The sequence below is a fragment of the Streptomyces sp. NPDC056948 genome, from assembly GCF_042674225.1.
Taxonomy (GTDB): Bacteria; Actinomycetota; Actinomycetes; order Streptomycetales; family Streptomycetaceae; genus Streptomyces; species Streptomyces purpurascens.
On record NZ_JBHUQX010000246.1, the window covers coordinates 1 to 14,188 of the forward strand.

At 72.1% G+C, this 14,188-nt stretch carries 12 protein-coding genes; 11 read left to right on the forward strand and 1 reads right to left on the reverse strand.

Annotated features, from left to right (window positions below):
• Positions 1–57: 57 nt before the first annotated feature.
• The 10 genes from mpaP (at position 58) to ACFTZL_RS27915 (ending at position 11,881) form a co-directional block, all read left to right on the forward strand.
• Positions 58–1,698, forward strand: coding sequence for a daptide biosynthesis intramembrane metalloprotease (gene mpaP / locus ACFTZL_RS27870; RefSeq protein WP_382588073.1), 1,641 nt, complete (start codon positions 58–60; stop codon positions 1,696–1,698).
• Positions 1,699–1,711: 13 nt separating this feature from the next.
• Positions 1,712–4,222, forward strand: a complete 2,511-nt coding sequence (gene lanKC, locus ACFTZL_RS27875; RefSeq protein WP_382588075.1) for a class III lanthionine synthetase LanKC — start codon at positions 1,712–1,714, stop codon at positions 4,220–4,222.
• Positions 4,219–5,868 carry a YcaO-like family protein gene (locus ACFTZL_RS27880; RefSeq protein ID WP_382588077.1) on the forward strand — a complete coding sequence of 550 codons (1,650 nt, stop codon included), beginning with the start codon at positions 4,219–4,221 and terminating at the stop codon, positions 5,866–5,868. The genes lanKC and ACFTZL_RS27880 overlap by 4 nt, the downstream gene beginning before the upstream one ends.
• Positions 5,869–5,941: 73 nt before the next feature.
• On the forward strand, positions 5,942–6,826 hold the full coding sequence (locus ACFTZL_RS27885; protein ID WP_382588079.1) for an ABC transporter ATP-binding protein: 885 nt from the start codon (positions 5,942–5,944) through the stop codon (positions 6,824–6,826).
• A complete protein-coding gene (locus ACFTZL_RS27890) occupies positions 6,823–8,085 on the forward strand; it encodes an ABC transporter permease (protein ID WP_382588081.1) in 1,263 nt (420 codons plus the stop codon). The genes ACFTZL_RS27885 and ACFTZL_RS27890 overlap by 4 nt, the downstream gene beginning before the upstream one ends.
• A gap of 79 nt (positions 8,086–8,164) precedes the next feature.
• Positions 8,165–8,344, forward strand: a complete 180-nt coding sequence (locus ACFTZL_RS27895) for a hypothetical protein (RefSeq protein ID WP_382588083.1) — start codon at positions 8,165–8,167, stop codon at positions 8,342–8,344.
• A gap of 95 nt (positions 8,345–8,439) precedes the next feature.
• A complete protein-coding gene (locus tag ACFTZL_RS27900) occupies positions 8,440–8,682 on the forward strand; it encodes a hypothetical protein (RefSeq protein WP_382588085.1) in 243 nt (80 codons plus the stop codon).
• Positions 8,683–8,925: 243 nt separating this feature from the next.
• Positions 8,926–10,158, forward strand: a complete 1,233-nt coding sequence (locus tag ACFTZL_RS27905) for an NlpC/P60 family protein (RefSeq protein WP_382588087.1) — start codon at positions 8,926–8,928, stop codon at positions 10,156–10,158.
• Between the two features lie 462 nt (positions 10,159–10,620).
• Positions 10,621–10,950, forward strand: a complete 330-nt coding sequence (locus ACFTZL_RS27910; protein WP_382588095.1) for a Uma2 family endonuclease — start codon at positions 10,621–10,623, stop codon at positions 10,948–10,950.
• Between the two features lie 211 nt (positions 10,951–11,161).
• A complete protein-coding gene (locus ACFTZL_RS27915; protein ID WP_382588089.1) occupies positions 11,162–11,881 on the forward strand; it encodes a response regulator transcription factor in 720 nt (239 codons plus the stop codon).
• 25 nt (positions 11,882–11,906) lie between these two features.
• On the opposite strand, the gene ACFTZL_RS27920 is transcribed toward ACFTZL_RS27915, so the two are convergent.
• Positions 11,907–13,550, reverse strand: a complete 1,644-nt coding sequence (locus ACFTZL_RS27920; RefSeq protein ID WP_382588091.1) for a sensor histidine kinase — start codon at positions 13,548–13,550, stop codon at positions 11,907–11,909.
• A 251-nt stretch (positions 13,551–13,801) separates the two neighbouring features.
• Between ACFTZL_RS27920 and ACFTZL_RS27925 the strand changes: the two genes are divergently transcribed.
• Complete coding sequence (locus ACFTZL_RS27925) at positions 13,802–14,161, forward strand: SH3 domain-containing protein (RefSeq protein ID WP_382588093.1); 360 nt, start codon at positions 13,802–13,804, stop codon at positions 14,159–14,161.
• Positions 14,162–14,188: the final 27 nt, after the last annotated feature.

Genomic DNA, 14,188 nt, shown 5'->3' on the forward strand with positions numbered 1-14,188 from the left:
CCGCAAGGGTGCAACGCGCTCTCCCACTCCCCGCAGCCGTCCCGTTAAGGAAACTCCATGAGCGCTGTCACGAGTCCACCACCGCCCACCATCCCGGCCCACGCGCGGCGCCCCCGCCTCGCCCCGAGTGCCGAGGTCCACTCGCCGGCCGACGGCCAGGGCGACTGGGTCCTCCAGCACGGCGCCCGCTACGTACGCATCAACGAAAAGGTCGCGGATCTCGTCCAGGAGCTGGACGGGGAGCGCGACCACGAGGCCCTCGCCGTCCGGCTGGGCGGTGCCTGGAGCACCGAGCGGGTGGGCAGCGCGATCTCGCGGCTCGACTCCCTCAAGCTGCTCGACGACGGCGAGACCCCGGCACCCGCCGTCGCTCCCCGCTTCCAGATCGTCCCGCCGATGACGCTCCAGCTCACGCTGCTGCGGCCGGGACGCACGATGCAGGCCATGGGCCCGCTGTTCGCCCGCGTCTTCTCCCCGGGCGCGGTGGCGGCCGGGATGCTCTGTGTCCTGCTCGGTGTCGTCGCCCTCGTCGCCCAGCGGGACGCGGTCGCGGTGACCTTGAACAGCCCTCTGTCCGCGGGCTCGTTCGCCGGAGTGCTCTTCGCTCTGCTGCTCGGCGTGTCCATCCACGAGCTGGGCCACGCCGCCGTGCTCATCCGTTACGGGGGCCGCCCCTCACGCATCGGCGTCATGCTCTTCTACCTGATGCCGGCGTTCTTCTGCGACGTCTCGGACGCCTGGCGCCTCCCGGCCCGCCGGCAGCGGGTCCACACGGCCCTCGCCGGGCCCGCGGTCCAGACGTCCCTGGCGGCCGCCTCGGCCCTCGTGGCCTGGCCCCTCGCGGACGGCACGGTCAAGACCTGCCTGCTCTTCTTCGCGGTCACCAGCTACGGAACGGCCCTGCTCAACCTCACGCCGTTCATCAAGCTCGACGGCTACATCGCCCTCATGAGCCATGTGGACGTCCCGTACCTCCGCGACCGCGCCATGGCCGACGCCCGCCGCACGCTCGCCCGGTTCCTGTTCGGCGGCACCTACCAGCGCGAACTGCCCACCCGCTGGACCATCGCGTACGGCTTCGCCTGCCTCGCCTTCCCCGTGTACTTCCTGAGCGCCGCCCTCCACACCTGGCTCGGCACCCTCCAGCGGGTCGGCTGGGTGGGACTCCTGCTGGCCGCCTCCGGACTCTCGTACCTCGGGTGGATCCTGATCCGCGGCGCCCTCCGGCTCTCCACCGAGGTGAAGGCCGCCGGCGTCCGCCCGGTCCGGGTCGGAGCCGTCTGCACCCTGCTGGCCGCCATCGCGTGCGCCGCGCTGTTCCTGCCGGCCCGTCAGACGGCGGCCGCCGCCTACGTCACCGACGCCGCCGGCACCCGCCTCGTCCTGCCAGAGGGCTCCGCGGCCGGCCAGATCCGCCCCGGCCAGCGCGTGACGCTGCGGACGAACGGCCTGGTGCTGAACGACGCCGTCGCCACCGCCCGGGTGGGATCCGCCGGGGCCGGCAAGACCGAGGTTCCGGTCTCCACCTACTTCCCCGTCGACCTGGGAGGTGCCGTGGTCATGGACTCGACCGCCTACCCACTGGACCTCGACCGTGTCCCCGCGCCCGCCACCGGCACCGCTGAGGTCGAGCTCGGCAGCGTGCCCCTGTGGAAGTCCCTCCACCGCACCTACGTGCTTCCGTTCCTGCCCTTCTGACCCTGGAGACACCGTGCTCGACACCCGGTTCATCAACTTCTGCCGCGCGGACTCGCTCTTCTACGACGCGCCCGCCACCGAGTCCGTCGGCACGGACTTCCACGAGGGCCGGAACCTGCCCGAGGGCTGGACGGCCACCCGGGGACGGGAGTGGACGGTCTGCTCCCCACCCGACTCGGGCGTTCCCGACCAGGGGTGGAAGATCCACGTCGCGGCGTCCCCCGACAACGCGGCCGGACTCCTCGACACCGTCGCACCGTACTGCGTCGAGCACGGGCTGATGTACAAGTACATATCCGACCCGGAGACGCTCGCCCGCCGGGGCAGCAAGTACGGAGACCGCAGCGCCAGCGGCAAGTTCATCACCATCTACCCCGCTGACGAGGCGGAGCTGAAGCAGGCCCTGGACGACCTGGAGCAGCTCGTCGGAGGCACCCCCGCGCCGTCGATCCTGAGCGATCTGCGCTGGCGGGAGGGTCCGCTCCACGTGCGGTACGGGGGCTTCGTACTGAAGACCACCCGGCTCAAGGACGGGACCCTCACCCCCGCGATCACCACCCCGGACGGCGAACTCGTCCCCGATGAGCGGCGCCCCGGGTTCCACACCCCCTCCTGGGTCACGATCCCCTCCTTCCTGCAGGAGGCACTCGCCGAACGGCGCGCCCGCACCCTCGGTGACTTCCCCTTCCGCGTCTACAAGGCCCTGCACTTCTCCAACGGCGGCGGCGTCTACCGCGCCGTCGACAAGCGCGACGGGAGCGAGGTCCTGCTCAAGGAGGCCCGCCCGTTCGCCGGCCTCGACGCGGCCGGGGACGACGCCGTCGCCCGCCTCGCCCGCGAGCAGTGGGCGCTGTCCCAGCTCGCCGGACTCGCGTCCGTCCCCGCCCTGAGGGACGTACGCAAGGGGAACGAACACCACTTCCTGGCCCGCGACTTCGTCGACGGCACTCCGCTCACGGAACTCGTACGCCTCCGCCACCCCTACGGCACCACCGACAACACGCCGCAGGCGCGGGCGCGGTACGCGGACTGGGCGCTGCACATCATCGACCAGGTCGCCGAGGCCGTGGCCGCCATGCACGAACGCGGTGTGGTCTTCGGCGACCTGCACCCGGGCAACATCCTCGTGTGCCCCGACGACACCGTCGCCTTCATCGACATGGAGACCGCCACCCCCGCCGAGGAGATGCGCGGGCAGGCCATGGGCTCCCTCGGCTTCCGGGCCCCCGACCACCTCCGGGGCCCCGCCGTCGACCTGTTCGCGCTCGACGTGCTCCGGCTGACCATGTTCGTCCCCATGCCGCACGTCGTGCCGTGGGGTACCCAGAAGATCAGCACCCTGATCGACACGGCGGTCCGTGACTTCCCCCTCTCCGCGTCCTTCGCCCGGCAGATCGAGCGCGGCCTCAGCGACGATGTCCTGGGCGCGCGAACGGAGTTCGGCGTGCGCTGGCCCGCCGCCGGGGAGGAGACCGGGAACCTGATCGCGAACATCGCCGCTTCCATCGTCGAGGCGGCCACCCCCGAGCGCACCGACCGCCTCTACCCGGGCGACGTCTCGCAGTTCATCGTCGCCGACGGGGGCGTGACCTTCGCGTACGGGGCGGCCGGCGTGCTCTGGGCGCTGCACCGCGCCGGTGCCGAGGTGCCCGCCGAGCACGTCGAGTGGCTGCTCGGCCAGGCCGGGCAGGTCACCGGCGACGGCCCCGGCTTCTTCACCGGCCTCGCCGGCATCGCGTACACCCTGGACGAGCTCGGCCACGCCGACGCCGCCGACGCGGTCATGGACCGTGCCTTCGCCGGATGCGACGCCAACGTGGCGACGACCCTGGCGACCGGCCTCTCGGGCCTCGGACTGACGGCGCTGCACCTGGCCGCCCGGCGGGGGGACGACCAGGGCCTGCGCCAGGCACTCCAGCTCGCCGACCGGCTGCCCGACGCCCCGGCGCCCCAGCGCATCGGACTGCTGCACGGCCGCTGCGGCAGCGCCCTCCTGCTGCTGCGCCTGTACGAACACACGGGCCGTACCGATCTGTTGAAGCGGGCCGTGGCCGAACTCCACGCCGAACTGGAGCTCATCGAGCGCACCGACTTCGACGACCGTTTCCTCAGCCCCGGGCTCGAGGGTTCCGCCGGCATCGTGCTCGTCCTGCGTGCCGCGCTCCGGCACACTCCCGACGACGAGCGGCTGCGCACCGCGGTGAACCGGCTCGTGGACCTGCGGCGGGGCGGCTTCGCCACGTCGTGCGGCCTGCTGCACGGACGTGCGGGCGAGATCCTCGCCCTCGAGGACGGCGGCAGCACGTCCGAGCGGGACGTCCTGGGCTTCCACCTCGAAGCCCTCGGCTGGGAGGCGATCGCCGCCGAACCCGGTCGCGTCGACTTCCTCGGCAACTACGGCTACCGCCTCTCCACGGACCTGGGCACCGGCTCGGCGGGTGTCCTCCTGGCCCTCGCCGCCCTGCGGGACGGCGCCCCGGCCCTGCCCTTCCTCGCCCCCGCGGTCGTCGAGGTGCGACGGTGATCGACATCCCGACCACCCTCGCCCCCGCGTCGGGCATCGCCCTGCGCTACGCGGTGACACCCCCGCACGACGACGATCCGCTGTGGAGCAGCGCGGTCGAACTCCAGCCGGTGGAGGGGTTCACGGGCACGGTGAGCTCCGCGGGTCACGCGGCCTCGGCGGGGGCCCCAGGCACGGTGGGTTCTGCGGGTTCCGCGGCCTCGGCCGGGGCTCCGGGGTCGGTGGGTTCCGCGGGCTATGCCGCCTCGGCCGGGGCCTCGGGCTCGGTGGGTTCCGCGGGTTCCGCGGCTTCGGCCGGGCCTTCGGGGGTGGTGGGTTCCGCGGGTTCCGTGTCCTCGACCGGGCCTTCGGGCTCGGTGGGTTCCGCGGCCTCGGCGGGGGCCTCGGGCACGGTGGTTTCCGCGAGTTCCGCGGCCTTGGCCGGGCCTTCGGGCTCGGTGGGTTCCGCGGGATACGCGGCCTCGGCCGGGGCCCCGGCCTCGGCAGGGTCTGCCGGCTCCACCGCTGCCGCCGGTCCGGGTGCCGTTCTCCTGGGTCTCCCGCTGTCCGCCCGGTTCGCCGGGGCCAGCGGCACCTCCCGTGTCGACGCCCTGCTGCGGGGAGCGGGTGAGGCCGTCGAGCGGCGCGCCCTGCACCCGTCGGCCGCCCACCCCGCCCGCTCGGGCACCGCGGCCGGCCTGGACGGCACGACGCTGTACGCGCACCACCCGGACCACGCCCTGTCCCACCCGGACGCCGAGGCGGCCGTCCTGTCCTGGTACGAGGCCCGCGCCATGGACTCGGACGCCCCCGTCCTGGTCCCCGCGGACCTCGTCGACTGGCCCGCAGGCCGGGCCGACCTGTTCGACCCGAGCCCGTCCGGTGCGGCGGCCGGCGCGAGCCACGAGACCGCTCTCGCCGCCGCGATGACCGAGGTGACGGAGCGGGACGCCCTCACCGTCGCCTGGGGCCGGCAGCTTCGCCTGCCGACGTACACCCCGTCGCCCGCCGACACCGGGCTCCGGGCGGTGTGGGAGCGGGCGCGCGCGGCGGGCCTCACCTCCGTCCTCGCCCGCATCCCCACCGCCGTACCCGGTCTCTGGTGCATGACCGCCTGCCTGATCGACCCGGAGGGCCCGGGCGCCCTGGCCACCGTCGGCATGAAGGCGTCGACCCGGCCGGGCGAAGCCGCCGCCAAGGCGTTCCAGGAGGCGTGGCAGGTACGGGCCGCGCTGCGGGCGCTGTGCGCGCAGGGCGAGACCGGACACCTCGCCCCGATCGTGACGGAGCACGACCGGCTCAGCCACATGCTGACCGGCTCCGCCTACGAGGCCGTGCGCGACTGGGTCGCGGGTTTCCAGGAGCCGAGCACGCTTCCGGCTCCCCCGCCCGCGCGGGACCTGGGGGCGGAGGAGATCCGGCGGGCCCTGACCGCCGACGGCGCGGGCCTCCTCGCCGTCGACCTCACCCCGCGTCTTCCGCCGGCCGTCGCCGCCATGGGCTGGCACGTCGTCAAGGTGCTGGCCCCCGGCTACCAGAACCTGCGGATGGACGAGACGCATCCGTGGAGCTGGCACCTGCCCCGGCTGGCGTCGGCGGCCGAACGGACCGGCTGCCCCGCCCGCCTGGACGACCCGCGGGAAGCGGCCCCGCACCCCCTGCCCTGACCCGGCGGTGGTCCGCCGCCGCTCGTTCCCCCCACCCGAACCACCGATCAACCGAGCTGAGAGAAGACACAGGATGCTGGAACTGGAAGAACTCGTACGAGACTTCGGCGATCACCGTGCCGTCGACCAGGTGTCCTTCCGGGTGTCCAGAGGCCGGTTGACCGGGTTCGTCGGCGGGAACGGCGCGGGCAAGACCACCACCATGCGCATGATCATGGGCGTACTGGCCACGAACGGCGGCGAGATCCGCTGGGACGGTGCCCCCGTCACGGCCGCCGACCGCAGGGACTTCGGCTACATGCCGGAGGAGCGGGGCCTCTACCCCAAGCAGACCGTCCTCGGCCAGCTCGTCTATCTGGCCCGGCTCCGTGGCCAGAGCAACGCCGACGCCCGCCGTCACACCCTCGAACTGCTCGAACGCCTCGGGCTCGCCGAGAAGAGCCAGTCCCGGCTCGAGTCCCTGTCCCTGGGGAACCAGCAGCGCGTGCAGATCGCGGCCGCCCTGCTCGGCTCCCCCAAACTGCTCGTTCTCGACGAGCCCTTCTCCGGACTCGACCCGCACGCCGTCGACACGATGGCCGAGCTGCTGCGCGAGTACGCCGCCGCCGGCATCCCGGTGCTGTTCTCCTCCCACCAGCTCGACCTGGTCGAGCGGCTCTGCGACGACCTGGTGATCATGGCCTCCGGCCACGTCGTCGGCAAGGGCACAGCGGACGAGCTCCGTCACCGCGACAGGCCCCGGTACCACCTGGTCACCGGCGCTCCCGCCGGCTGGGCCCGCGCCGTACCCGGCGTGACCGACGTCGAGGAACTCCCCGACGGAGCCCGCGTCGAGCTGGTCGCCGACGCCGATCCCGGCGCGCTCCTGACCCAGGCCCTGAGCCGGGGAGCCGTGCACGCCTTCACCCCCCTCGTTCCCAGCATCGCCGACGTCTACCGGGAGATGACCTCCGCATGAGCACCGTGACCTCGAACCCCGAACACCGGGCCGAGACGTCGCCCGGCCCGAAGGGCACGCCCGCGGCTTCCGGTACCCCCTCCCGTACGGCCACGCCGGCCTCCTGGCGGCTCGTCGCCGCCCGTGAGATCTCGGTGAAGCTCACCAACCGCGGCTTCCTCGTGTCGACGCTGGTCACCCTCGCCCTGATCGTGGGCGCGCTCGGACTCCAGCTCTACCTGGCCGACTCGATGGGGAAGATCACCGTCGCGGTGGCCGACCAGCAGGCCGGCCGGATCGCCGGCCAGGCCGAGCAACTGGCCGTCCGGGCGGACCAGGACGTCGAGATCACCGTCCGGCAGAAGCAGTCCGCCGATCAGGTGCGCGAGACCGTACGGTCCGGCGAGGCCGAGGCCGGGCTGCTCTTCGAGGGCGGCCGCTGGGTCCTGCTCGGCGACACCGGGCAGAACGACATCGCCGCGACCTGGATCGGCGCCGCGGTGCAGACGAGCGCCCTCGACCGGAACGCGCAGGCCGCGGGCACCAGCCTGGGGGCCCTCAGCGAGGGGGCGGAGGTCAAGCACGTCCTGCTCTCGGCCGACAAGACGCCCGAGGGCGCGGTCCGGATGACGACGTACTTCTTCGGCTTCCTCTTCTACCTGGCCGCGGTCCTGCTCGGTGCCGCGCTGGCGACCAGCGTCGTGGAGGAGAAGCAGAACCGCATCGTCGAGCTCATCGCCAGCTCCGTGCCGCTGCGGTCCCTGCTCGTCGGCAAGATCGTCGGCTCCACACTCCTGGCGCTCGCCCAGATGGCGCTGTTCTGCCTGGTCGGCGTCGGCGGCCTGATGTTCACGGGCGAGCAGGAGTTCCTCGCCGACATCAGCTCCGGCCTGGGCTGGTTCCTCGTCTTCTACGTCGTGGGCATCGCGGTCCTGGCCTGCCTGTTCGCCGCAGCGGGCGCGCTCGCCACCCGGAGCGAGGACATCCAGTCCACCACCACGCCGGTCAACGCGATCACCGCGCTCGTGTTCATCCTCGGCGTCACCGTGTCCGGCGGTGTGCGGGAGATCCTCTCGTTCGTCCCGCTGACCTCGACCGTCACCATGCCGGCGCGCGTCCTGGCGGGAGAGTCCGCCTGGTGGGAGCCGGCCGCCGCGCTCGCCCTGTCCATCGCCGCCGCGGTGTTCATCGTCGGGGTGAGCGGCCGCGTGTACCGCCGGGCGCTCCTCCAGACCGACCGCAAGCTCTCGTTCCGCCAGGCCATGAAGCTGACGGACTGACCTCACCGCACCAGCCGAACCGCCGGTCACACACGTCGGCACAGCAGAAACCCAACCCCCCCCACCGGAAGGAAATCCGATGACCGCCTCCCGCTCCACCACCTCCCTCGCCGCCCTTCTGGCCGTACTCGCCTGCGTGGAGGTGGTGCTGTTCGCCAGCGACGCCGCCGACGGCCTGCGCTACGGCGTCGGCGCCGCTCTCGCCGTCGCGATCCTCGTGGTGGTCGCCCGGCTCGCCAAGGGCGGCGCCTCCGACTGACGGGCCTCTCGACCGTGTCCGGGGCCGGCCGGCCCCACCGTTCGGCCGGCCCCCTGCCTCAGCGCCATCCCTCCTCTTCCTCTGCGGAGCCGTCCATGAACTCCCCCCATCAGGTGTCGATCACCGGCCCGTCCGGGGCGCCGCCGGAGACGGCAGCGATCCGTTTCGTATCCCTGCTCCCGGCCGGATGGCGTGCCGAGGTCGGCGAGTTCCAGGAGAATCTCGCCCGTCTCCACCTCACGGCCCCGCCCGGAACCACCACGTCCGAGGCCACCCGGACCGCCACCGACATCCTGTCCCAGCCCGGCCTCCAGGGCTGGCACCTGGCCGACGAGTGACACCCGGGCCGGTCGGCCCCCCAGGACCCGATCTTCACGGAAGGTTCACAAGTTTGCTAAGTTGACCGCTGCGTGCGCGACTTCCACCGAAAAACAGGTGCTCTCGTGCGCTTTCGGACGGAAGGAGCGCCCTTTCCATGGCGTCGGAACGAACCTCGCGCCCCGAAGTGAGCGACTTCGCGAACAGGGCCGACTCCGTTGGCGAGTGAGGGCGAGGGCCCGAGCCCTGACGAGGTCCAGCGGTTGGTCAACAGGCTCTACGACCGGGCCGAGAGCGACACGGGCAGATACAACGCGACCCGCGCCGCTTCGATCCCGCGCCAGCGCGGCGCGGTCACGCGTGGCCGGTCCCAGGAGGACACGGAGCCCGCGGCCGGAACCTTCGCCCGCAAGTGGTTCGACTCCGCCCGTGCCGCGTTGGGCCCGACCGTGCCGGCGAGGCTGCCGGACAGTCGGTCGCCGGTCCGTCCCGAGCGCGCACCCGAGTCCGTACGACCCGTACGCCCGGCGGAACGTCCCGCGGAACCCCTCGCCCTCGAAGCACCCGAGCCGCCCAAGCTGCCCAAGCCGCTCACCGGTGTCGCGCGGGAGCTGACGGGCGGAACAGCTCAGTCACTCGCCACGGCTCCGTCACTCACCACGGGGTCCCTCCCGGAGATCCCCGCCCAGCGTGTCGCACCGGCTCTGCCGGGCGAGTCCCGATGGGACGAGAGCGCCTGGCCTGGTGACGCCCTACCGGTCCTCGGCGGCGACGCGGCGGCGTGGCCGCTGTACGAGCCCGTACCGACGCCCGTACCGGCGCCCGCCCCGGAGTCCGGCCCCCTGTCCGGCCTGCGGCTCACCATGACGCTGCCCACCGTCCCGGACCCCACCGCGGCTCCTCACTACGCCTCCGCTCCACCGGCCGACCTGACCACCACGGCCTATGACGCGGGCCTCCCGGAGTTCTGGACATCTGCCGTGCCAAGTCCAACTCCAACTCCGGCTCCCGCTCCGGCAGCACCCACCGAGCCGGCCACCGCACCCGCCTCCTCCGCTGGGTTCACCCCCGCTCCCTCCACGACGTTCGCCCCCGGCGCCTACGGCGGATCATGGCCGTCGCCGGACAGCGGCCACCGCACCCGGGCCGAGCGAGTGATCGCCTTCGCCCGGGAACAGATCGGCAGACCCTGCGTATGGGGCGCGGTCGGCCCGGGATCGTACGACGCCCCCGGTCTCACCCAGGCCGCGTGGAAGGCCGCCGGTGTCACGCTTCCCCGGACCATCCAGGCCCAGTGGCAAGCGGGAACGCAGGTCTCGCTCGCCGACGCCCAGGCCGGAGACCTGGTCTTCTTCCACGACGACCTCACTCACGTCGGCATCTGGAGCGGCGACGGCATGATGATCCACGCCCCGGGTCCCGGAGCGCTCATCCGTGAGGAGTCGGTGTTCTTCGCCGGGCAGTCGGCGATCAAGGGCGCGATCCGCCCGGCCTGACGCGAAGCCACTCTCGGGCCGGTTCCGCGTCTGGACTCGACCAGCTCCGGGGTCGCCGTCACGCAGCCGACTCCACGTTCGCGCACCTGTTCGCGGTCGCGCGGCGACCCGCGTACTGGAAGGGCCCGGAGGCGACGTACGTCAGGTACTGCTTCGCCGAGCCTGCGTGTCACACACCGGGACGCGCCCGAGATTTCACGGCGGTGCGTGACCCGTGAGCGACGAGGCTCTGCGTGTATGGCTGTGGTCAGCACCAGGCTTCGCAGGGCGGCGGCCCTGGCCGCCACAGCCTTCGAGTTCCGGGACAGGTCGGTGAATCAGGCGGCGGCGCGGTCGTGCACACCGAGTTCCCCAAGGGATACACGGTCCTTTTCGGGGCCGACGGAAAGGTGATCATGACTCCGCAGAGCGAAGAGCGCTCGAGCACCATCAGGTCGATGCAGATCGCCCGACCTCGCGATCCTGAGGGAGGACGCACGCAAGGAGGGCAAGCGCTACAGCTTCGAGGACGTCCTGCTGATCTCCGAGGTCGTCTCGACCTCCCCCACGCGCAAGGACTATGACGACTGCACCGCGAAGTACGGCCGTTACGGCATCCCGATCTACCTGGTCGTCGACCCGTACGCGAAGGAAGTCGTCCTGCACACCCAGCCGATCGCCACCGGTTACATCGCGGCGCACACGCACAAGTACGGCACGGGCAAGCTCCCCATCCCTCTGGCCGACGGCCGCACCTTCACCCTCGACCTTGACGAACTCCCGCGCCCGGAGCCCGAGGCAGACGCCCGCTGATGTAGGACTCCCGCTGCGGCGGTGCAGGCGAGTGGCGGCTCGGGGCGGCCGTGTATGCGTGGCCGGTACGCTGGTCGGCTTTCATACAGGTCCCGCTCGCGGTGCCGTGCGGCGAGTGCGGTCGGCCCGGGAATTTCCGGAGGTGGGAATTCCGGAGGCGGGTTGATATCAACGGTGCTGGAATCGTGCAGGGCCCAGCCGAGGAGAATCGTTGAGCGCGCGCATCCTGGTCGCCGAAGATGACGAAAAACAGTCTCGTCTCATCCGGATCTATCTGGAACGGGAAGGCAACGCCGTGCAGGTCGTGGCCGACGGCCGGGCAGCGCTGGAGCGGGCGCGTTCGACGGGGCTGGATCTCATCGTTCTCGATGTGATGCTGCCGCTCGTCGACGGACTCGACGTATGCCGCATTCTGCGTGCCGAGGCCTGCGAGGTGCCGATTCTGCTGCTGACCGCGCGCAGCACCGAGGAGGACATGCTCCTCGGCCTCGACCTGGGGGCCGATGACTACCTCACCAAGCCGTACAGTCCCCGCGAACTCACCGCGCGGGTAAGGGCGCTGCTGCGGCGCTCCAGGAAAGGCGGCGCGGCCGGCACCGAGGTGCTGCGGGTCGGCGCGGTCGAACTGGACACCGCCCGCTTCGAGGTCCGGGTGGCAGGCCGCCCCGTGGCGCTGACCTCCAAGGAGTTCTCGATACTGGAGGCTCTGGCCCGCGAGCCGGGTCGGGTGTTCACCCGGGCCCAGATCATCGAGCGCGCCTTCGGCTTCGACAGCGACGTACTCGAGCGCACGGTGGACGCCCATGTGCGCAACCTGCGCCGGAAGCTGGGGGACGACCCCGCCCGGCCGCGCCATCTGGAGACCGTGTACGGCCGGGGATACCGCCTGGTGGACGGCGCGGCGCCCACCCGAGCGCCCGCGGGGTCCTGACCGGGGTCGTCCTGACCGGGGTCGATCATCCGGCGTCGGCCGGCGTCGGCCCGGTCGTGGCGAGCGTGACGGTGAAGAGCGTGCCGACGCCGACGGTGCTCTCCACGGCGATCGTCCCCTGATGGTCGGTCACGATCTGGCGGGCGATGGACAGCCCCAGGCCACTGCCCCCGGTGGCGCGGCCCCGCGCCGCGTCCGCCCGCCAGAAGCGGTCGAAGAGATGCGGCAGATCCTCGGCGGGTATTCCCTTTCCGGTGTCCCGCACCTGAAGGAACACGAGTTCGCCGTCCTCGGCCTGGGCCAGAGCCAGGGTCACCGTGCCACCGGGTGCCGTGGCCCGCAGCGCGTTGCCGACCAGATTGCCGACGACCTGGCGCAGTCGGTCGGCGTCGGCGATGACGTCCACGGGGCGCGGCGCATCCAGCCGCAGAGCGACTCCCGCCGCGTCGGCCTGGGCACGGTGAGCCGTACCGGCGGCTTCGAGGAGCTCGCGCAGATCGACGCGCACCGGGTGGTAGGTGAGCGCACCGGCCTCGGCCAGCGCGAGATCCTGTAGGTCGTCGACGATCCGCTGCTGCAGCAGCGCCTCCTCGTGGAGGGAGTCGAGCAGTTCGGGGGTCGGCTCGACGACCCCGTCCCGCAGGGCCTCCAGATAGCCGCGCAGATTGGCCAGCGGGGTGCGCAGCTCGTGGGCGATGTCACCGGTGAGGCGGCGCTGGCGTTCCTCGACGGCCTGTATGGACTCCGCCATCCGGTTGAAGGCTCGGCCGAGTTGGGCGATCTCGTCCCGGCCGGAGACGGGGACCCGCCGCCCCAGGTCTCCCTCGCCCAGCCCCCCGGCGGCCAGGGTCATGGCACGGACCGGGCGCAGCACCGCCCGGCTCAGGAGCAGCGCGCCGACCACGGCGGCGAGGGCGACGCCCCCTGCGACGGCCATCGTGGGCGCCGCGGCCAGGGCGGGCGGGGACTCGTCCCGGACGCCGAGGCGGATCACCAGGCGCGGCGGGGCGGCGGAGCCCACGCGCTCGTTGAACACCCGCTGCAGGCAGGTGGTGAACTGCTGCTCCGACTCGCAGGTCCGGATCACCTCGAGGTCCTGCGCAGTCCGCGGGTCCGGTTCACCTTCCGGCTCCTCGCACTGTCCCGGCCGGCGCTCCGTGCTGCTCCGCGGCACGCCGGTGTCGTCCGGCGACGCCGTCACCTCGGCCCCCGCCCGGGTCAGACAGGCCGCGTACGCCGCTTCGGCGCGGTACTGGGCGATCGCGGTCGCCGTCAGCTTCATCGAGGTCCGCGGCAGCTGTCCCGCGGGGATGCGCAGGAGGGGACGCGGGTCGACCAGCACGGGCGGCTGGTTGCTCACCGGGCGGGGGGCACGGCCCTCGAGCGCGTCGGAATCGGCGAGCAGGACGTCGTTCTCGGTGGCGACCCGGATGCGCTGGCCGGTGTCCTCGGCCAGGCGGCTCACCGTCGGCGAGAGGCCCTCCCAGGTGCCGTGCGCGAACCCGTACGCGCGCAGATCGCCGGTGATCCGGGAGACCTCCTGCCGTCCCGCGGTGACACTCTCCCGGACCTGGAGATTCGCCTGACGCAGGGTCAACCAGGCGGTGGCGGCGGTGGCGGCCATCGCGACCAGCATCAGCAGGCCGAGTACCCGGAGCCGGAAGCTCATCGCGTGCCACCCCGTCTGTTTCCGGCCGAAAGGAATGTGGAATGGCGCATTTCCTCTTCCAGTGTTTTCGGTCGCTCATGGGCAGTAATTGGACGGTTGAGGGCGGAATGCTTTCTTCAATATCTTTTCGACTGTGACCTTACTGACGCACTTGCACACCGATTGATGCAGTGGTCGCTGTTTGGCTCAGGTGTCATCCAACTACCTGGGGAAGCAGCGCCAACGGAGAACGCATTTATGGGGGTTCAAAAGTGAAGCGTCGAATCGCGGCTGTCGTACCCGCCCTGGCGGCGGTGGCCATGGCCGTCCCGCTGGCTCTCTCCACCCCGGCCGGCGCGGCCGCGTCCTGCGGCAGGACCGCCTCCGACACGGACGGCAGCGCCTGGGACAGGACGGCCAACGGTGCCAACGAGAGAAGCGGATCCAGCACCGGCTGTGCCAGCAACGGCCTGGCCTACAACACCCACCGCCTCGACTACCACTGTTACACGCGCATAGGCGACACCAGTGAGACCTGGACGTACCTCCGCAACGACAACACCGGTAAGTACGGCTGGGTCCGCGACGACCTGCTGAGCGACGGCGGCAGCGTCGAGTACTGCGGCTTCTAGTACGGCCGCCGGCGCTCCGGCAGGAGC